The 20,145-nt window shown below is 60.1% G+C and carries 16 protein-coding genes; 11 read left to right on the forward strand and 5 right to left on the reverse strand.

Annotated elements, in window-relative coordinates; translation table 11 throughout:
• Window positions 1-460 precede the first annotated feature (460 nt).
• The gene (gene ltrA, locus FBY03_RS04670; RefSeq protein ID WP_256677865.1) at window positions 461-1,816 is read left to right on the forward strand and encodes a group II intron reverse transcriptase/maturase; all 1,356 of its coding nucleotides are present in this window, start codon (window positions 461-463) and stop codon (window positions 1,814-1,816) included.
• A gap of 242 nt (window positions 1,817-2,058) precedes the next feature.
• Here the strand turns inward: ltrA and FBY03_RS04680 are convergent, their stop codons facing one another.
• The gene (locus tag FBY03_RS04680) at window positions 2,059-2,964 is read right to left on the reverse strand and encodes an AraC family transcriptional regulator (RefSeq protein WP_147171035.1); all 906 of its coding nucleotides are present in this window, start codon (window positions 2,962-2,964) and stop codon (window positions 2,059-2,061) included.
• Window positions 2,965-3,137: 173 nt separating this feature from the next.
• Between FBY03_RS04680 and FBY03_RS04685 the strand changes: the two genes are divergently transcribed.
• Window positions 3,138-4,049, forward strand: a complete 912-nt coding sequence (locus FBY03_RS04685; RefSeq protein ID WP_147171036.1) for a LysR family transcriptional regulator — start codon at window positions 3,138-3,140, stop codon at window positions 4,047-4,049.
• A gap of 66 nt (window positions 4,050-4,115) precedes the next feature.
• Here the strand turns inward: FBY03_RS04685 and FBY03_RS04690 are convergent, their stop codons facing one another.
• Window positions 4,116-4,667 carry a glutathione peroxidase gene (locus tag FBY03_RS04690; protein WP_147171037.1) on the reverse strand — a complete coding sequence of 184 codons (552 nt, stop codon included), beginning with the start codon at window positions 4,665-4,667 and terminating at the stop codon, window positions 4,116-4,118.
• A 72-nt stretch (window positions 4,668-4,739) separates the two neighbouring features.
• On the reverse strand, window positions 4,740-5,588 hold the full coding sequence (locus FBY03_RS04695) for an SDR family oxidoreductase (RefSeq protein ID WP_147171038.1): 849 nt from the start codon (window positions 5,586-5,588) through the stop codon (window positions 4,740-4,742).
• A 442-nt stretch (window positions 5,589-6,030) separates the two neighbouring features.
• Between FBY03_RS04695 and FBY03_RS04700 the strand changes: the two genes are divergently transcribed.
• The 7 genes from FBY03_RS04700 to FBY03_RS04730 all read left to right on the forward strand — a co-directional run bounded on the left by FBY03_RS04700 (window position 6,031) and on the right by FBY03_RS04730 (window position 15,644).
• On the forward strand, window positions 6,031-7,692 hold the full coding sequence (locus tag FBY03_RS04700) for a DUF1302 domain-containing protein (protein ID WP_147171039.1): 1,662 nt from the start codon (window positions 6,031-6,033) through the stop codon (window positions 7,690-7,692).
• A gap of 24 nt (window positions 7,693-7,716) precedes the next feature.
• Window positions 7,717-9,081 carry a DUF1329 domain-containing protein gene (locus tag FBY03_RS04705; protein ID WP_147171040.1) on the forward strand — a complete coding sequence of 455 codons (1,365 nt, stop codon included), beginning with the start codon at window positions 7,717-7,719 and terminating at the stop codon, window positions 9,079-9,081.
• 156 nt (window positions 9,082-9,237) lie between these two features.
• The gene (locus tag FBY03_RS04710) at window positions 9,238-10,371 is read left to right on the forward strand and encodes a YCF48-related protein (protein ID WP_147171041.1); all 1,134 of its coding nucleotides are present in this window, start codon (window positions 9,238-9,240) and stop codon (window positions 10,369-10,371) included.
• Between the two features lie 34 nt (window positions 10,372-10,405).
• Window positions 10,406-12,907, forward strand: a complete 2,502-nt coding sequence (locus FBY03_RS04715; protein WP_147171042.1) for an RND family transporter — start codon at window positions 10,406-10,408, stop codon at window positions 12,905-12,907.
• An 80-nt stretch (window positions 12,908-12,987) separates the two neighbouring features.
• Window positions 12,988-13,959 (forward strand): lactoylglutathione lyase, encoded by a 972-nt coding sequence (locus FBY03_RS04720; RefSeq protein WP_147171043.1) that lies wholly within the window; start codon window positions 12,988-12,990, stop codon window positions 13,957-13,959.
• Window positions 13,956-14,774 (forward strand): enoyl-CoA hydratase/isomerase family protein, encoded by an 819-nt coding sequence (locus FBY03_RS04725; protein WP_147171044.1) that lies wholly within the window; start codon window positions 13,956-13,958, stop codon window positions 14,772-14,774. Before FBY03_RS04720 ends, FBY03_RS04725 begins: the two co-directional genes overlap by 4 nt.
• 39 nt (window positions 14,775-14,813) lie before the next feature.
• Complete coding sequence (locus FBY03_RS04730) at window positions 14,814-15,644, forward strand: SDR family NAD(P)-dependent oxidoreductase (RefSeq protein ID WP_147171045.1); 831 nt, start codon at window positions 14,814-14,816, stop codon at window positions 15,642-15,644.
• 66 nt (window positions 15,645-15,710) lie between these two features.
• Here the strand turns inward: FBY03_RS04730 and FBY03_RS04735 are convergent, their stop codons facing one another.
• Entirely contained in the window at window positions 15,711-16,361 is a 651-nt protein-coding gene (locus FBY03_RS04735; protein ID WP_147171046.1) for a TetR/AcrR family transcriptional regulator, read from the reverse strand.
• Between the two features lie 190 nt (window positions 16,362-16,551).
• Between FBY03_RS04735 and FBY03_RS04740 the strand changes: the two genes are divergently transcribed.
• Entirely contained in the window at window positions 16,552-17,331 is a 780-nt protein-coding gene (locus tag FBY03_RS04740) for an SDR family oxidoreductase (protein WP_147171047.1), read from the forward strand.
• Between the two features lie 27 nt (window positions 17,332-17,358).
• Here FBY03_RS04740 and FBY03_RS04745 read toward each other — a convergent pair whose 3' ends face one another.
• Window positions 17,359-17,766 carry a VOC family protein gene (locus FBY03_RS04745; RefSeq protein ID WP_147171048.1) on the reverse strand — a complete coding sequence of 136 codons (408 nt, stop codon included), beginning with the start codon at window positions 17,764-17,766 and terminating at the stop codon, window positions 17,359-17,361.
• 681 nt (window positions 17,767-18,447) lie between these two features.
• Here FBY03_RS04745 and FBY03_RS04750 point away from each other — a divergent pair.
• Window positions 18,448-20,106: an NAD(P)/FAD-dependent oxidoreductase gene (locus FBY03_RS04750; protein ID WP_147171049.1), complete on the forward strand. Its 1,659-nt coding sequence runs from the start codon at window positions 18,448-18,450 to the stop codon at window positions 20,104-20,106.
• The last annotated feature ends 39 nt before the right edge of the window (window positions 20,107-20,145 follow it).

Raw genomic sequence — 20,145 nt, forward strand, 5'->3', positions numbered from 1 at the left:
ATTTTTTTTTTGTGCGCCCGGCAGGGCGCACTCACTCGGAGGTGAAAGTCCTCTACACACCCGGCAAGGGGAAGTGTTAGCCAGAGGCAAGGGTGTCGTGGGTGACTGCGAATCTGAAGGAAGCCCGAGGCAAAGCGCTGGCCTGACGAACAGGAAGCGGATACGAGGCGACGCATCGGGGTAAGGCAGCCAAAAAGGCCAAAGCCCGATACTTGCACGGAACGGTGCGGTGTATATCCGACAGGCATAAGCGTGAAGGTGGGTGCGTCATACCCGGGGAGATCTGTACGGCTGCCACAGTGCTACTGACGTCGCGAGGCGTGAGGAGGGCCGTACAGAAGTCAGCAGAGGCCATAGTAGGTGCGGTTTGACCGAAGGGCCGAACATGAGTGACCGCGATTAGGACGGCAGAGACTCGATGCAAGCCGATGAGACACAAGTGCGTGGAATAAGCGCAGCCATGACAGCAGAACCGGGGCGGAACTCTGGGGGCAATGATCGTGGTGTCGATGGCTTCACGGCGGCTGCTGGGCAAACGAAAGCGGGGGAACCATCGCTGATGGAAGCGGTGGCGGACCGAGACAACCTGTGGCTGGCGTATCGAAAGGTCGTCGGCAACCGAGGCGCACCGGGAGTCGATGGACTCACGGTCGAGCGGTTCGCCGAATGGCTGAAGGTACACTGGCCAAGCGTTAAGGCAGCGTTGATAAACGGGCAGTACCTACCGCAGGCGATACGCGCAGTAGACATACCCAAGCCTGCGGGCGGGGTACGTACACTGGGTATCCCGACGGTTCTGGACCGCCTGATCCAGCAAGCGCTGCTGCAGATACTCCAACCGATCTTCGAGCCGAGCTTCTCCGAATCCAGCTACGGCTTCAGGCCGGGGTGCAGCGCCCAAGAGGCGGTTCTTGCGGCACAGCAGTACGTGCAGGAGGGCCGCCGCTGGGTGGTGGATATCGATCTGGAGAAGTTCTTCGACCGGGTGAATCACGACATCTTGATGTCGCGGATTGCCCGGCGGGTAACGGATGCGCGCGTGCTCAAGCTGATCCGGCGCTATCTGGAAGCGGGCTTGATGCGTGACGGGCTTGTCGCCCAGCGCCGAGAAGGCACGCCGCAAGGTGGGCCGCTCTCGCCGTTGCTGTCGAACATTCTGCTCACCGATTGGGATCGCGAACTTGAACGACGTGGCCATGCGTTCTGCCGCTACGCGGACGACTGCAACATCTACGTGCGCAGCAAGGCGGCAGGCGAGCACCTGTTGAGGCAGATGAAGGGGTTCCTTGCGGAGCGCCTGAAGCTGCAAATCAATGAAGCCAAGAGTGCCTGCGCCAAGCCATCGACTCGCAAGTTTTTGGGCTATAGCCTGACGGCCCAGCGCCAGGCCCGGCTGCGCATCGCGCCGCAAAGCCTGCAAAGGTTAGCGGCACGAGTGAAAGAGCTGCTACGCCAAGGACGAGGAAGAAGTCTGCCTCATACCATCGAGACACTGAATCCAGTGCTTCGAGGGTGGATCGGCTACTTCCAGTACACGCAGACCAAGAATGCACTGGAGAATCTGGACGGTTGGCTGAGACGAAGACTGCGCTGCCTGCTCTGGCGGCAAGCAAAGCATCGTCAAGGCCGAACCACAATGCTGCGTCGGCAGCGACTGACGGAAGATCGTGCCTGGCGCTCGGCCCGAAACGGACAAGGTCCGTGGTGGAACTCGGGTGCCTCACACATGAATGCGGCCTTCCCGAAACGCTACTTCGACGCCTTGGGCTTGATCTCGCTGCTGGATACCCAGCGGCGCCTTCAGCGTCACCCATGAACCGCCGTATGCGGAACCGCACGTACGGTGGTGTGAGAGGGCAGCGGGAGTAATCCCGCTCCCTACTCGATGCGTTTTGCGTTTTGCGTATCGTCTGGGCTGTTTACGGGTGCTCATGGCGGAGCCTGCAAGGCACGCGGCGCAGGGAGTGGCCTGCATGATAGCCTGGCAGATGCCCAGGCGCGCGGACTGTCCCCGTCCAGCGCATTCAGCGTGGGCACTGCCTACGGCGCTGGCGAAGTTCAGCTGCTGCGCTGGCGGCGAAACTCTTCGGGAGTCTTTCCGAGCGCTTTACGGAAGGCCGCGGTAAAGGCCGCGGCGTTTTGGAAACCGCTTTGGTAGGCAACCTGCTTGATCAGTAGGCGCTGGTCGGTTAGCAAGGCCATGGCCTTCTCCATCCTGACTTCCGCGGCATAGTGGCGCAGGGTCTTACCCGTCGTGTTCTTGAGGAGGGTCGACAGCTTACGTGCCGGCAAAGCGCAGATAGTGGCTAGGCGAGATAGCGAGATGTCTTCCTCGGGGCCCGCTTCGAGCATTTCGCGCAGCAGCTTGAGTTGCCGCGGAGTTAGTTTGCCATCGCTTTCGTTCAGAGATGGATTGCCGAGAAACTCCCGACGAAGGTCAAGGGCGATACTGGTCAGCAGGCATTCGATATGCAATTCACTGGCAAAGCCCGGTGCGCAAAGCTCTTCTGCCAGGCGTTGCAACGAAGCCTGAAGATACAGGCTGCGCAGATTGAGCATGCTTTCGTGGGCGTGCCCATCCCAATCCCACTGATAGGTCGCGAGTGGGCCGAGGTCGGCTGGGTCGAACAGGCAGATCAGCGACTTCTGCTGGCAGGCACCATGCTTGAGGTGGAATTCGGTACCATGGGGAATGAACAGAAGTTGGCCAAGTGGCTTGAATTGTTGAGCAGGCTGCCCTCGGAATCTACCGAGATTGTGGCTGTTGTCATTGCACTCAAGACCTGAGGGACTGAGCAACATGCGGATCAGGCAGCTGTTCTGCAGCTCGATCCGGGCGGTGCCTGAAGTGGTCCATTGCGCGTGCTCCACACGCAGGTCGAAGCCCTTCTTGCGTAGCGATACTTCGGTGGCAAAATCACCCGGGTGTTCGGATTCGTATTCGCAGTAGTTGATCGCGTGCATTGTCATCCTTCAGCCGTTCTTATTCTTGGTGCTGAAATTCGATCGGTAGCGAACCCTTGGTGGCATTCGGATCTGCCGGGTCGCTGATTGGTTAATCCCGCCAAGGCCCGAGTTTACTCAGCGTGGCAGTGGGGACGATTCATAAATACTGAATACAGGTATCAGGAAATCAGATGGCCAAGGGCAAAGACATTTCCATGCGGCAACTGCGCTACTTCGTGGCGGCGGCGGATGCCGGACAATTCTCCCAGGCAGCGCTTAAGGTGCACGTTTCGCAGTCGGCAATCACCGCTGCGGTCTTGCAGCTGGAGCAGGCCCTTGGTGTCAGTCTGTTTGAGCGCTTGCCCTATGGAGTTGCCTTGACCGCCGAAGGCAACAAGTTCGCCCAACACGCGCGGCATATCCTCGACACCCTGCAAGATGCGCTCAGCGAGCCGTTGTTCCTCGGCCACTCGATGCAAGGGGTGGTGCGGGTGGGCGCATCCTATACCGTACTTGGCTATTTCCTGCCCGCGCTGCTGGCGCGTTTCAAACGCAGCTACCCGCAGGTGGAGGTCGACCTGCTTGACATGGATCGACCGAGTATCGAGGCAGCGGTAATCGGTGGCGAGCTGGATCTGGGTTTGGCCATTGTCTCCAACACCCAGGATCTGCTGCGCTTCGAGCACCATGTGCTGATTCGCTCGCGGCGCCAGTTGTGGTTGGCCAGTCAGCATCCGCTGAACGCCGTCTCCTCAATTACCTTGGCCGACGTTGCCCAGCATGCCTACATCATGCCGACGGTTGATGAGGGAGAGGAGTCTGCGCTGCGCTATTGGCGTACTCAAGGTCTCGAACCTGACGTGGCCTTTCGCACCTCATCGATGGAAGCCCTGCGCGGGCTGGTCGCCCATGGCTTTGGCGTGACCATACTCTCCGACATGCTCTTCCGGGCCTGGTCGCTGGAAGGCAAGAAAATCGAAAGTCGACCGTTGGTCGATGTCATTCCGCCCATGGAGTTGGGCCTGATCTGGCGGCCCGAGGCGCAACTGTCCGAGCCGGCTCAGGCGTTTCGCCAGTTCCTGATCATGGCCTGTACGTCCTGAAACACGCGGCCAATCGATCATCGAGGCAGGGCCAGGGCTGGCCTCGATGATCGACCGAGTAGGGGGTTAAGGCGTCAGGTTTAATTGTGCGTCGATGGCCTGGCGCAGGTCCGCGTCGTCGGCAGCGATGTCCGGGGCGAAGCGTCCAACCACTTGCCCGTCGCGGCTGATCAGGAATTTCTCGAAGTTCCACTGTACTGCCGGTGCCGGCTCGACTTCGATGCCGTAGCCCTTGAGGCGTTCGCGCATCGGGCCGTCGCCGCTGGCGAGCGGTTGGGCCTGGGTGAGTATGCTGTACAGCGGATGCTGCTCGGCACCGGTTACCGCGATTTTGGCGAACAGCGGAAACTGAACGCTGTAGTTGAGGGTGCAAAACGCCTGAATGTCCTCATCGCTGCCTGGCTCCTGGTCGCGGAAGTCGTTCGCTGGAAAACCCAGTACTTCGAAGCCCTGGGCATGCTTCTCTTTATAGAGTGCCTCGAGGCCTTCGTACTGCGGGGTGAGTCCGCATTTCGAGGCGACATTGACGATCAGCAGCACCTTGCCCTTGAAGTGCTCGAGCGTCAGGGGCTTGCCTTCGATGGATTTCAGCGGGATAGCGTAGAGTTTTTGACTCATGGGGTGCTCCTGGTTGCGGAAGTCGCCACCCTCGACGTGCCTGCTGAGGCAGGGAGCTTGGGGGCGCTGGGTTCAGTCTGGGTTATTGCCGTTGCGCTCGCGGACCATGGCCGCGAAATCGCGCTTGAGGGTGGGGAAGTAGGCGATTTGCCCTCCCATGCCTCCGGCGATATCGATCGAGGCGGCACTGATGAAGCTGGCGAATTCGCTGGCCAGGAACAAGGCCATGCCGGCGACGTCCTCGGGCTTTCCATAACGGCCGATGGGCACTACTTTCATCACCATGGCATCGAATTCTTCACGCGTTACACCTGGCCCCATTTCCTTGTAGTGGCGATCCCACTGCCCGGTGTCGATCCAGCCCATGTTCAGGCTGTTGACCAGTATGTTGTCTTTGGCCAGGGACATGCCCAGCGAACGCGAGAGGGCTACGCAGGCGGCGCGGTTGATCACGGAGGGGATGCCATCCGGGGTCGGAATGGTTCCGGCCAGGGCATTGATCTCGATAATTCGCCCCCATTGCTGTGCGCGCATGTAGGGCACCACCGCCTGAACGAAGCGGAAATGGCCCATCTGCAGGATATTCGCGTGCTCGAGGATGGCCTCCGGCGTCAGCGTATCCAGGTTGCCACCTTTGCCCTGGCCGGCATTGTTGACCAGAACATCCACGCCACCCCAGCTGTCGGCAACTTCCTGGACGAATGCCTGGACGGCCGGGCTATCGGTGACATCGACCGCGCGGGCGATCACCGCCTGGGCGCTTGCCTGTAAGGCCTTGCCGGCCGAGACAACGGCCTCTTCGGTACGTGCACAGATCGCGACCCGCGCGCCTTCTGCGGCGAATGCCTGGGCAATGGCCCGACCAATACCGCGGGAAGCGCCGGTCACGATCACGCGCTTGCCACTGAGATCAATATTCATGGGTCCTCCTGCTGGGTGAGGGTGGCAGAGCACTCGGCTCTGCGATCCCGCAGGCTTGGAAAGCGCCAAGCGGGCTGAATGCTACGCTCATTAAAGCCCAAATCTTGCGACGACCAAAGCAAATATTGAACATATAGAGGTAATGTGTTTACTTTTGTTTCGGGTGGTCGGAGCTCGGCAGCCAGCGTCTAGTCTGGTTCGTGCCCGGCTCAAAGCGCTTCCGTAGATGGTTTTGGTATGGGATGGGCGAATATTCTCAATAAAGAATCTAAATCTGGATATGGAATTAATGGTTCTTATCCGCTAAGGTGTCCTTCACGCAGAGTGGAACGTTTTTTTCGTTAGTGTGCAGGTAGCAAGCCATTCCGTGAGAGGTCAAACACGCAATTGTTGTGTTTTTTCCTATCGTAAGTCGTTGAAAAACAAGAATAACGGAGCTTAGATGAAAATGATTAGAACGCTTGGTCAGATCTCGATGCCGCGTAGCGTACTGGCGCTTGCGATCATGAGCTGTGCAGGAGGCGCCACGGCGATGCAGGTCGATGTCGGCAACCCTGACATCCGCATGCGCTGGGACAATACCGTGCGCTATAACCTGGGCTGGCGCATGGAGGACCAGGACCAAAAGATCCTCAACAACCCGAATTTCGACGAGTCCGACGGTAAGTTCGACAAGGGCGACATCGTCACCAATCGCCTGGATTTGTTGACCGAGTTCGATGTGTCCTACAAGAACGACTTTGGCGGGCGTGTCAGCGCTGCCGGCTGGTACGACAATGCCTACGACGACACCTCGGTCAAGAGCAGCGTCCCGGGGCTGGCCACCAGCTACAACAACAATCGCTATAGCCGTGAGGTGGAGCGCTACGTCAATGGCCCGTCGGGAGAGGTGCTCGATGCCTTTGTCTGGACCAACTTCAATATAGGCGCGGCCCCGGTAAACCTGAAAGTCGGCCGTCATGCACTGTTCTGGGGTGAGGGCTTGCTGATCGGTGCGCATGCGATGTCCTACTCGCAGGCACCTGTCGATGCGGTGAAGGCCGTGACCAGCCCGGGTATCGAGACCAAAGAAGTGTTTTTGCCGATCGGTCAGGTTTCGGCTAAGGCCCAGGTCACCGACAACCTGTCGCTCGCCGCGCAATACTTCTACGAGTGGGACAACACCCGTTTCCCATATGGCGGCACCTATTTTGGCGCCGCGGACCCGTTCTTCGAGGGTCCCGATCGCCTGCCGGCGGCCCCTGGCTTCAACCTCAACCATGCCACCTCCAAGCGCGGCCGCGATGGTCAGAACTGGGGCGTGATGGGCAAGCTGGACATCGAGGCCATCGAAGCCACAGTCGGCGCTTACTACCGTGAATTCGATGACTACCAGGCGTGGCTGGCGCCGCAGGTCAATCTGGCGACTCGTGAGTACCGCCTGGTCTATCCACGCGACGTCAAACTCTATGGCCTGAGCATCTCCACCGCCGTTGGTGCAGCCTCTGTTGGTGCCGACCTGTCCTACCGCAAGGGCGGGGCGCTCAATGCCACCGGCGTAAGCCTGGTGGATGATGAAGGCCCGCGTGGTGACACCATTCACTTCGTCGCTAACGCTATTTACGGCGTTCCGCGTAACTGGCTGGCCGACAACTCGACGGTGGTGGCCGAGTTCGCCTACAGCCATCTGGACAAGGTCACCTCCCACGAGGAGCTGTACAAGGGTGAAGGCTTCGCGGGTTGCCGGGATGTCCAAACAGGCGGTGCCGGCGACAAGTCCGATGGCTGCTCGACCAAGGACTACTACGCCGTTGCGGTGAACTACACCCCGCAATACGTAGAGATTCTGCCGTCCTGGACCTTGGATGTTCCGCTGACGGTCAACTACGGCCTGAGTGGCAACGCCGCCAGTGCTGGTGGTGGCAGTGAAGGCGCGCTCTCCTGGTCGGTTGGCGCCAAGATGACCTACCGCCAACAGCATGAGTTCAGCCTGCGCTATGCCGATAGCTCCGCGCAGGAAAAGAACTCCAGAAACATCAACGGTGCGCGGATGGTCAACGGCAACGGCAACGTCGGGGGTACCGACCGCGGTTGGTTGGCCTTCACCTACAAGACCTCCTTTTAATAATTCCAAGATCGGGGAACAGTCATGAAACTCCAACTCGCACTTAGCATCGCCTTGAGTGGTTTGTCGGCGTGCGCACTGGCGGCAGTCAGTCCGCAAGAAGCGGCCGAACTGGGTAAGACCCTGACCCCCTGGGGCGCAATCCAGGCCGGTAATGCCGAAGGTACGATCCCTGCCTATGAGGGTGGCCTGCGTGAGGCCCCCGCAGGGTTTCAGCCAGACAGTGGTTTTTGGGTCGACCCCTACAAAAACGAAAAACCACTGTTTCGAATCAATTCGAAAAACCTCGATCAGTACGCAGACAAACTGAGCGAGGGCCAGAAAACCCTGCTGAAGAAGTATCCGGAATACTACCTGGATATCTATCCCAGCCACCGCACAGTGGCCTACCCGCAGAAGGTCGTCGACGCTACGGTGCGCAATGCCACTGGATGCAATATCCAGAAAGATGGCTTGGCGGTCGATCCTGCCTGTCGTGGTGGTCTGCCATTCCCGATACCCACCACCGGTAACGAGGTGATCTGGAACCAGCAACTGCGCTACAAGATCGGTGGTGGCTTCTCGACGACCTCATCGTCCAACAGCTGGGTCATCGACACCAACGGCCAGGTCACCAAGAGCGCTGAGCAAGCGACCTTCGAGGAGATGCCGTATTACCAGGTCGATCAGGAAGATCGCGATCCGCTGATGTATGCAAGGGTCTTCTCGCTGAACATGTATCCGGCGCGGCGAGCTGGCGAAGTGATCGTGCTCGCCGACTACCTCGACCCGCTGGCTAAGCCGCGACGTGCCTGGAGCTACACCCCGGGTCAACGGCGGATCAAATTGGCGCCGGAGTTTGCCTTCGATACCCCGGTAGCCAGCCAAGGCGGCGTGACCTTGTTCGATGAGCTGCAGATGTTCTCCGGCAGCCAAGAGCGCTTCGACTACAAACTGGTGGGCCGCAAGGAGATGTACATCCCCTATAACGCCTACAAGTTCTACTTCGATTGCAAGCAGGACGAGCAGTTTGGTGCGAATCACGCCAACCCAGAGTGCGAGCGTTGGGAGCTGCACCGTGTATGGGTCGTCGAAGCGACCCTCAAGCCTGGCAAACGCCACGTATACAGCAAGCGCACCTACTACCTCGACGAGGACACCTTCGGCGTAGGCTTGTATGACGCCTGGGACAAGAACAACGCCCTGTACCGCGCGATGTTCCTCAGCGGTGTACAGCTGTATGACAAGGACATCCCCTACAACGTGAAGAACGTCATCTATGACTTCAACAAGGGTATGTACGCCCTGATCAACGACGGGTTGAAAGGCGGCTACAAGTTTGAAGCCACACCACGTTCCGAGCGCGAGATGAAGCCTGAGGCGATCGTCTCCCGGGTAACCCAGCGCTAATGCGTTACGCCGGTAGGCGGCACGCGGCAATGGCGCGTGCCGCCTACCGGCGTAGCGTTCTACAAACAGTGGTGCGCGCCCGTTCGGTAACTCGCTGAGCGGGCCGCAACCTCTGCGTGGTTGAGGATAAAAATAATGATTGGCCGCGATTCTGAAATGTTCCGCTTGTTGCGGGACTCCTTACTGCTATGTCGCTTGTCGTGCGGCTCGAGACTGCTCAGCGTTGCGTTGTTTTCCAGCGTGCTGGCGATCACTCCTGCCCACGCGGCATCGACTGATGTGTTCGATCCGCTGCGCGAGCAGGCGCCGCAGTTCGATCTGCAACTGCCAGCACCGGTCATCGGTGTCACGCGTGCGGGTGATGACCTGATTAGCGTCGGCCCACGTGGGTTGATTCAACGATCTTCCGATTCTGGTAAGAGTTGGGTGCAGGTACCGAGCCCGGTTTCCAGCGACTTGGTGCAGGTACGCTTTCGTGATGCTCAGCATGGCTGGATCGTTGGCCATGACTCGGTATTGCTGCATAGCAGTGATGGTGGTCGCAGCTGGAAGGTGCAGCTGGACGGCCGCAGCCTGCTGACACTGCTGCGCGAGGTGTATGGCCGACGTGCCGACAACGGCGATCAGGCGGCGGAAGACATGCTCGGTGAAATCAGTATGGCCATGAGCACGGCAGCAAGTCCGGATGTGTTAGCCGCGCCGTTGCTGGATGTGCTGTTCGATGCTCGCGGCAACGGCTTTGTCGTTGGTGCTTTCGGAATGATCCTGCACAGCGCTGATGACGGTGCGACCTGGGAACCCTGGGTCGAGCGGACCGACAATACTCGGCGCATGCACCTGTATGCCCTTGCCGAGCATCAGGGTGAATTCTTCGTCAGTGGCGAACAGGGTGTGCTCATGCACCAGGACCAGTCTTCAGGTCGCTTCGTCATGCTGACAACCCCCTACACCGGCACCTTCTTTGGGGTGCGCGCTTTCAGCGACCTGCTGGTGGTGTATGGCCTGCGCGGCAATTTGTTCGTTAGCCGTAATCAGGGACAGGACTGGCAGAAAGTCAGAACCGGCCTGAAGACCAGCCTGGTCAGTTCGGTCGAGCACGATGGTCAGCTGATTCTGGTTAGCCAGAGTGGCGAGATGGTCGCCATGGACCGTAGCAGCCTGGCGGTGACTCCTCTACAAGCGGCGAAGGTCGGAGAGGTGTTTGCCGCGAGTGCAACAGCCAAGGCCGATGCGCTGGTTGTAACCCGTTTTTCCGGCGCTAAGGTCGTCGAGATCGCCAAGGCAAAGTGACTCGCTGGCACGATTCCTCAATGAGTGAGCAGACATGGTAGAGCAAAAGTACAACAGCGGAATGCCGGTGATTCCGAACCTGGCGGACTTTGACAAGTCGTCCGGTGGGCTTCTTGAGCGGATTATTTTCAGTAACCGCATGCTGGTGGTGATTGCCTGCCTGCTCGCCACGCTCGTGCTCGGCTTTTTTGCGACTCGGCTGGAGGTCAATGCCAGTTTCGAACGGATGATTCCCAGCGCCAGTCCTTACATCAAGAACTATCTGGCCTATAAGGACCAGCTACCGGGTTTGGGCAACAGTATTCGGGTGGTGGTGGAGAACAAGCAGGGCGATATCTACGACCCTGAATATTTGCAGGCGCTGCAGCAGGTCAATGACACGCTCTACCTGATTCCCGGTATCGATCGCTCCTGGATGAAGTCGTTGTGGATGCCGATTGTGCGTTGGAAGGAAGTCACCGAGGTGGGGATCGATGGCGGCGCGGTGATGCCGACGGACTACGATGGCAGCGGCGACTCGATCAATGCCTTGCGGCGCAACATCAGCCGCGCCGGGATCATCGGTAGTCTGGTTGCCAATGATGCGACTTCGAGCATGATAGTCGCCCCCTTGCTCGACACTCATCCGCAGACCGGCCAGCCGCTGAACTACGGCGAGTTCTCCAGTCAGTTGGAAGAACAGATTCGTGCCCTGCAAAGCGACAAGATCGGTATCCACATCGTCGGCTTCAGCAAGCTGGTGGGCGATCTGATCGACGGGCTGTATGCGGTAATGATGTTCTTCGGCATCTCGGTGGTGATCGCCGCACTGTTTGTCTACTTCTATACCCGTTGCCTGCGCAGCACCCTGTTGTTGGTCGGTATTGCCGTTGCGGGGGTGGTCTGGCTGTTGGGCCTGATGCAGTTACTCGGCTACGAGCTGGATCCGTACTCGATCCTGGTGCCGTTCCTGATCTTCGCTATCGGCCTGTCCCACGGCACGCAGAAGATGAACGGCATCCTCCAGGACATTGGCCGAGGTACGCATAAGTATGTTGCTGCCCGCTACACCTTCCGTCGTTTGTTCCTCACGGGCTTGACCGCGTTGCTGACCAACATCGTCGGCTTCGCCGTACTGGTGGTCATCGATATCCCGGTGATTCGTGATCTGGCCCTGACGACAAGCATCGGCGTAGCCGTGTTGATCTTTACCAAGCTGCTACTGATCCCGGTCGCGCTGTCTTACATCGGCGTGAGCAAGAAGGCTGCGCTTATCGCGATCGAAAAGGATCGGGCCGGCGAACAGAACCGTAGCCTTCTGGGGCATGTCTGGCACGGACTTGATCGATTCACCGAGCGGCCTTGGGCCACCGCGGTGATTGCTCTGTCGGTGGTCGTGACGGTGATTTGTAGCGTGGTGATGCTGGACCTCAAGGTCGGCGATCTCGACCCTGGTGCGCCGGAGCTGCGCCCCGATTCGCGCTACAACCGCGACAGTGCCTACATCACCGAACATTACGGCCTCTCCAGTGACCAGTTCGTTGTCATCATGAAGACCAATCAGGACAGCTGCCGGCTTTACCAGTCGCTTCAAGCGATGGATAGCCTAGCCTGGCACCTGCAGCAGACCGAGGGGGTACAGGCGACCAGTTCGCTGGCCGAAACCGTGCGCTTCGTCACCTCGGGTATGGCCGAGGGTAGCCCTAAGTGGCTGACCATCAGTCGCGATCAGGCGATCACCAATTCGTCGGTGGACGCCGCAATGATTTCATCGCCCGGAATCACCAACCAACAATGTTCGGTCACACCGCTGATCGCCTATCTAGCGGACCATAAGGCCGACACCTTGAACCGCGTGCTGCAGGTAGCCGAGAGTTTCGCCGCCCGGCACAACACTGCTGCGGATGCCGAACAACCGATTGAGTTTCTCCTGGCCGCCGGCAATGCCGGAATCGAGGCCGCCACCAACATCGAGGTGGAGAAGGGCATCGTCACCATGTACCTCGCGGTGTATGGCGCCACAGCGCTGCTCTGCATGCTCACCTTTCGCAGCTGGCGTGCCACTGTGGTCGCGCTGATCCCGCTGATCATGACCACCATCATCTGTAAGGCGCTGATGGTCTGGCTGGGGATCGGCCTCAAGGTCGCGACCTTACCGGTAATCGCGGTGGGTGTCGGAGTCGGTGTGGACTATGCGCTCTATCTGCTCAGCGTGCAGCTCGCGGTCCAGGAACGTGGTGGCTCGCTGGCGATCGCCTACCGCCGTTCGCTCGACTTCACCGGGCGGGTTGTCGCCCTGATCGGCCTGACCATGGCCGCCGGTGTCATCACCTGGGCCTGGTCGCCAATCAAGTTCCAGGCCGACATGGGCATCCTGCTGACCTTCATGTTCCTGTGGAACATGCTCGGTGCGCTGGTGCTTATCCCCGCGCTGTCGCATTTCCTGCTGAATCCAGGAACCCGTGTAGATACGTCGGTGCCGACCACTGACGATGAGGTGCCGTGCTCGCTGGAGCAGGAACGGGCAGTGAATACCCAGGCGGTTACCGCACATTGATCAACCCGCGCTGTCGGCGGGGGATTAGCAGACTCAGCGGCCAGGCAAGTGCCCTGGCCAGTTATTGGAGGGAGAGTGTTGTGTTCGAATTATTGATGAGTGCCGACATGATGGTTCCGGATCCCGATGGGATGACGGAGAAGCTGGTGGACAAGCTCGGTATTTACAAACACGAGCGCTGGCGCCAGGCGTTCGACAACCATCCGTATATCGCGCACTTCCTGCGAGTACACAAATCGCTGGCTGTCGCGCCGACTCGGATCGAGCCGCAATGGCACTTGGATATGCCAAATCCGGGGGACCCGCTGTTCCATGACTTTCTCGAAAGCCTGAAGGACTTCCAGGGCCATCATCGGCCGATGATTACCCACTCCATCGTTCTGGCGCTGCATGGCGACAAGTTCGACGCTCTGGTCGACAAGTTGATGCGCCGTCGCCTGCCGTTCCGCATGGCCCAGCGTACTCCGGAAATGCCGTTCGACCGTCTCTGGCTCGGTGCGACTCCGGAGCAGCCCTATTATCGGCCCACGGTCGATGGCGGCCTGTGCATCGAGATCATGCCCACCGAACCGCTGCAGATGCCGGCGGAAACCTATGCCCTGCCGCCGGCCCAGCCGCGCGACCAGAAACCGGGCGACATGGTGCGGGTGACCGCGCGCGGCTTCCTGGTGCGCGACCTCGATGAAACCCTACGCGCGGTTTCCAGCAATCTCGATTGGGAGCCAAACGGTCCGGTAGAAAACATTCGCAGCGAAGGCTACCGCCGCGCGCGCATGGGCTTCACCGTTGCCAATAGCGCGACCTTGGATATCATCGAAGCAACCTACTGGAACACCGATGCCGGTCACTACGTGAACAACTGGGGGCCTGGCCCTTACTACATCCGCATCGGGGTCAACGACCTGGCCGCCAAGGCCGAGGATCTGCGCGCCCGCGGCACGGCCTTCGAGTGGATCGAGTCATCCGAGGCGGTCGGCGGCAAGCCACTGATCAAGATCGACCCGAAGGAACTGGACGGCCAGGTCTTCGAGTTCGAGGAGTGTCCCGTATGAGTGCCGATACCAGCCAGCAGTTGCCCTTGGTGATTAACCAGGCGGTGCGTGTTGAGCGCGATGCGGCGGTCGGCTGGGTTGTGCTGACTCGGCCGGGGCAGATCAATGCGATCAATGACCAGATTCGCCAGGGCGTGCCAGAGGCGCTGATGCTTTTGGACAAGGATCCGCAGGTGCGTGTCATCGTCATCCGGGGCGAAGGCGAGCGTGGCTTCTGCGCCGGCGCGGATATCAAGGAGCGGCGTGGCGTAGAGACCTCCCTGCAGGTGCGTCAACGGATGCAGCGGGTTCGCTGGATCGAGTCGCTGGATCAGGTTGCCAAGCCAATCATTGCCGCGATCCACGGTTACTGTATGGGCGGTGGCCTGGAGCTGGCGCTGGCCTGCGATATCCGCTTCGCATCGCCGAACGCTATTTTCGCCCTGCCGGAAACCGGTCTTGGCTTGATCCCGGGGGGTGGTGGCACGCAGCGCCTTTCCCGGGTGGTGGCGCCCGGTCGCGCGCTGGATATGCTGCTCTCCGGCGACCGGATGAGTGCAGATGAGGCCAGGCAGATCGGTTTGATCAGTCGCTTGGCCAGCGACGCTGAAAGCCTGTTGAGCGAGGTGACTGAGTTCGCCCAACGCATCGCCAGCAAGCCGCCGATGGCCTCGTTGTATGTCAAGCGGGCCGCGCGCGCGGCGTTGGAACTGGACCTGAAGAGTGGTCTAGACCTCGAGCTGGACCTGTTCGCCTTGCTGGCCACCACCCAGGATGCGAAAGAGGCGGCCAGCGCCTTCAGTGAGAAACGTGCGCCGCGCTTCACCGGTGAATGAGGCATTTCCCCGCTTGAATGACAAGAAGAGAGAACCAGCATGACAACAGGAAAACTGGATGGCCGAGTCGCCATCATCACCGGTTCGGGCGGCGGGCTGGGCGCTGAGTGCGCCCGCGTGCTGGCGTCTCATGGTGCGCAGATTGCGGTCGTCGATATCAATGGTGAAGCCGCACAGCAGGTCGCCGAGTCGATTGTGGCACAGGGTGGGCAGGCCATTGGCTTGACCACCGACGTATCCTCCGAAGAGTCGGTCGAGGCCATGGTGGCGGCGGTGGTCGAGCGTTTTGGTCGCATCGATATCCTGCACAACAATGCGGCTGTGCTGGACGTAGGGCAACGCCAGCGCGATCGCGATATCTGCAACCTGGACATGGCCGCCTGGGATCGGGCGATCGCCGTGAACCTGCGTGGGGCGGTGTTGTGCAGCAAATACAGCATTCCAGTGATGCTCAAGCAGGGTAAAGGCTCGGTGATCTTCGCCACTTCCGGACTTGGCGTGCAGGGCGATCTTTCCCTGACCGGCTATGCCACTTCGAAGGCGGCGCTGATCATGTTGCCGCGGCTGATCGCCGCCCAGTACGGCAAGCAGGGCATCCGCGCCAATGCCGTACAGATCGGCTTGGCACCGGCGGAGAACGCCCATGATTCCATGCCCGCGCAATTGCTGGATATCCTGCGCGACAACCACATGACCCCGGAATTGGGGACGCCTCGCGAGATCGCCAACGTCGTGGCGTTCCTGGCGTGCGACGAGTCGTCGTTCGTGACCGGCACCACGCTGGTGGCGGACGGTGGCTTCAGCAGTCACACCCCTTCGTTGGTCGCGATGCGCGAATTCTTCCAGAAATCAGGCAAGGGTGGCATGTAGTTCGTTTGTGCTGGGTGTGGGCTGTGAGCCGGGTAAAGACGTTTTTTACCCGGCGACTTGAGGCGTTTACGCCGGATTGGGCACGAGGCTGATGCTCGACACAATGAAATCGACCGAGTACTGCCGCCACAGCTGCATACCCTGCTCAGAGCGCGTATCGACACCTACCAGCACCGACATGGAGTAGTGGTTGGTGAATCCGCCGGAGGTGAGCAGGGCGGCTGTTGCAAGAAACAGCCGTGGATCGGCCACGGCTTTGAACTCCCCGCATTGCGCGCCGCGCTTCAGAATGTTGTCGAATTTATCCGCGAGGGCAGGCGTCAGGTCGGCAAACATGTTGCGTGGCGTGTCATGGGCGTCATGATAGCGAATGCCTTCAAGGGCCAATGCGCCCAAAAACGGATCATCCCGGTATTGATCGAAGCAGTAGTTGAGTAATTCGCGCAGGGCAGCCGTCGGCGCTAAGTGTTCGACTTCAAGGGCGATGAGTTCGGCCATGATCCGCTGCGAGGACTCATCCAATACGGCACTGAACAGTCGCTCTTTCGAACCGTAATAATGATAAACGAGCTGTTTGGTAATTCCGGCTTCGCGGGCTATATCATCGATGCGTGCGCCGCTTAGGCCTTTTTTAGAAAACTCTTGGCGAGCGACTTCCAGCAAGCGGTTCAAGGTATTGCGTTTATTGGGTTCGGCTCGAACTGAGGAAGTATTCATTTTATTGTTGTTCCGTGTGCCATACGCCGGCAGCGAGGTCGGCGCTTTATTGATACGCAGATTAACACGTCGACTCTTTGCGTATGGTTTTGCCATGTCGCCGGATGAGCACAATACAGCAGCCGCCTTGGCTGCAATATCAAGTCGGCAAAGCGTCCCAAACAGCTAATAAACCAAGGGGAAGATTGCGATGGAACTGCAAATTGCCGGCCGTAAGGCCATTGTCTGCGCGTCATCCCGTGGTCTGGGCAAAGCCTGTGCACTGGCCCTGGCGCAAGAAGGTTGCGAGGTGGTGATCAACGGCCGCGATGCCGGGCAATTGGCCCGGACCGCAGCCGAGATCATGGCCTTGAGCGGACGTCAGCCGCTCATGGTGGTTGCCGATGTCGGCTGCGAGGCCGGGCGTGCCGCTCTGTTGGCCGCCTGCCCGGAACCGGACATCCTGATCACTAACAATGGCGGGCCTGCTCCGGGGCGTATCGAGGAGTGGGACCATGCCGCCTGGGTAGCGGCCGTGGAGGCCAACATGCTCTCGGCGATTCTGTTGATCCAGGCCGTGGTCAGCGGCATGCGCGCAAGGCGTTTCGGGCGGATCGTCAATATCACCTCGGCCATGGTCAAGTCGCCGCGCCTGCCACTGGGTCTGTCCACCGCTGCACGGGCCGGGCTGACGGCCTTTTCCAAGGCGCTGGCCAACGAAGTCGTGCGTGACAACGTTACCCTGAATAACCTGCTGCCGGAGCGTATCGAAACCGATCGGTTGCAGTTTATGAGTGCGCAACTGGCCAAGCACAAGGGCTGCAGTCTGGAGGAGGCGCGTGCGGAAATGCTCCGGCCGATTCCGGCCCGGCGCTTCGGTACGGCCGAGGAGTTTGCCGCGGCCTGCGCGTTCTTCTGCTCGGCCCAAGCCGGCTATATCACCGGGCAGAACCTGCAGGTGGATGGCGGCAGCTATGCCGGGCTGATCTAGCTGCAGCCCAGGTTGCGCCGCTGTCGCTCATGCCTTACAACGGGCTTTCCAGTCGGGCGGGGCGGCTTCTGTCTCTGCGAAGTCCAACTCTACCTCGACCCCGTTGGGGTCGTTGCAGAACAGTTGCCAGGTGCGGGTTTCGCCCGGCGCGCGAATGATGCGAAAGGCGATGCCATGCTCATCCAGGCGTTCAAGGGTGGCTGCCAGGCCCGCAGCGCGAAAGGCCATGTGATCGAGAACCCCACGGCGCGGCTCGGGCATCCGTTCGACGGCAATCACATGCAGGACCGGGCGTGGTCCGACATACAGCCAGAAGCCCGCAACCGGGAAGGGCGGACGCGGCCCTTCGCGTAAGCCGAGTATCTCGACATAGAAGTGACGAGTGTTTTGCAGCTGATCGGTGACGATGGTGAAGTGATCCATGCGCGTAATCATGCTGTTTCCTTGAGTACCCCAATTCGGCATTTCGATAGTTTCGCCGGATCGACGGCGCAGATAGCCAGTGCACTTGCGTTGTCAGCCCCATGCTACAAGTGGGTTTTCTCCCTACCAAGGTATCTGGCGGTTTTCGTTTGACTCAAGGTCAAACGGATGCGCTGCTGCTCTGGCTGCTTATTCGTTAGGGTATTACTCGGCAATCACGGCGAACTGCGTTGCGATTTCTCGATAAGTCTAATAACGGAGATCGACCCAATGAATCTTCAACCAACTGTCTCAAGTTATCTCGCGATCATCGCATCTATTGCGGCTGCCCTGGCCGAGGCTCAGTGAAATGCATGGTGGCCAGCAGACAGTGTCAACACCGCGTTGCAATAGTTCGGGCGTGCTGTGCTCGGTGTTAATGCCGTACGCGAATTACTGCACTGACTCTTTTCACGCTGAGCGGCCGTGGCCGGTCAGCGCATATAGCCAGTAGGGGACGGCTTGCCTGGTGACCTGACGCAGGCGACCCCTGCAATCGATTGAACACGACTGGTTCGTAGTCGCCGGATCGAGTGACGTGCGCTTTGTTCGAGTCGCCGTTAATCCGCGAATGGATGATCCGATAACGGACCAGACCATCGAAGTGCATCACAAGTTGGCTGGCGTCGTATCGACCGGCCATGGAGAGCAAATATGACGTTGAGTAATGCCGAGTTCGATGTCCTCATTGTCGGGGGCGGACACAATGGCCTGACAGCCGGGTGCTACCTGGCCGCTGAGGGCAACAAAGTGATGGTTCTGGAGGCGCTGGGCAAGGTCGGCGGCATGGCATCCTCCGGTTACCTGATCCCCGAGGCTCCCGAGCACCTGGTGCATCCTTGCGCATTGGACATGATGTCGATGCGTGTGCATGCCCATGTGCCGCGCGAGCTGGAGCTGGATCGCCACGGTTTTCAGGCGGTCGAGTACTCGCCAGGTTATGTCTATCTGCACCCGGACGGCACCTCGGTGGTGTTTTGGCGTGACGCCAACAGAACCGCCGAGGAAATCCGCCGCTACAGCCCGCGCGATGCCGATGCCTACCTGGCGTTCGTCAAGGTGCTGGATGCCTTTGTCGACATGGCGCTGCCGATGATGCGGGCCGATCCGGCCAAGTTCAATCTGGGCACCAAACTCAAGGTTCTGGGAACCGTGTTGCGCAATCGCAAGCTCAAGCCCGAATTGATGGCGTTGATGACCGGCTCGGCCTACCAGGCGGCGCTGGAGCGTTTCGAGCACCCGGTGACCATCTCCGCCATGTGCGCGCTGACCGGGCTGGCTGGGGTGATCACTGCGGATGGTAGCGGCATCTACTACGCCCTGGTGGCCTTCCTCCATCGCTTTGGCGTGGGCAGGGTGATCGGCGGCATGCAGAAGCTCAGCGATGCGCTGCGTTCGCGTTTCGAGGAGCTGGGCGGCGAGGTGATGACCTCGGCCTCGGTGAGCGAGATCGTCGCAGTGGACGGCAAGGTACGCGGCGTGCGCCTGGCGGACGGCCAAGAGTTCCATGCCCGTGTGGTGGTCGCCAGCTGTCACCCCAAGGTGGCACTGGAGATGGTTACGCCAGGTGCGATCGAGCAGCAACTGCTGACCCGAGTGGCGATGGCGCCGGCCAACGCCCATGGCGCCGGGCCGGTCAAGCTCGACCTGGCCCTGAACGGACAGATCTCGGTGCCGCGTTTCGAGGCCATGCGCGGCGACGGTATCGACCTGCGCAAGGCCTGCCTGTTGATCGGCACCGCCGAGGCGGTGCTGGAGAACTTCGCCGCCAGTGCGCGCGGCGAGGTGCCACGCCTGCCGTACATCACCTTTGCTGCACCCAGCGCCGTCGACCCGTCGCAGGCGCCGAGCGGCCAGGATGTGCTGTACGTCTACCCGCCGGCCATGCCGGTCAATCCCGTCGAAGGCTGGGATGCGCTGCGCGAGCGGGTCGCCGCTCAGCTGATCAGCCAGGTCAGCGATTACATAGAGGGCGTGCGTGAAGACACCATCATTGGCCACCGTCTCGAGGCCGCGCCGGATTTCACCGCGCGCTTGAATACGGTGAATGGCTGTGTCGTGCACATCGATACGACCAGTCTGCGTTCCAGCAGCATGCGCCCGGCCCACGGTCTGGGCGGCGATACCCTGCCGGTCGAAGGCCTCTACTTAGGCAGTGCAGGTATCCATCCGGGTGGTGGCGTCAACGGCATGGCGGGGCGCCTGGCTGCCCAGCGGGTCAAGCGTTACCTGGGTAAGCATGCACGCGACCGTTCAGCGGCCCCGGCAGGATCCAGTCAGCAACCTGTTGGCCAGACCACGCCTGGGGCGTGAGTACGGCCGTCCAGTCATTGGTTCGTTGGGCCCCAGAGG

It is taken from the genome of Pseudomonas sp. SJZ079 (assembly GCF_007993865.1).
Taxonomy (GTDB): Bacteria; Pseudomonadota; Gammaproteobacteria; order Pseudomonadales; family Pseudomonadaceae; genus Aquipseudomonas.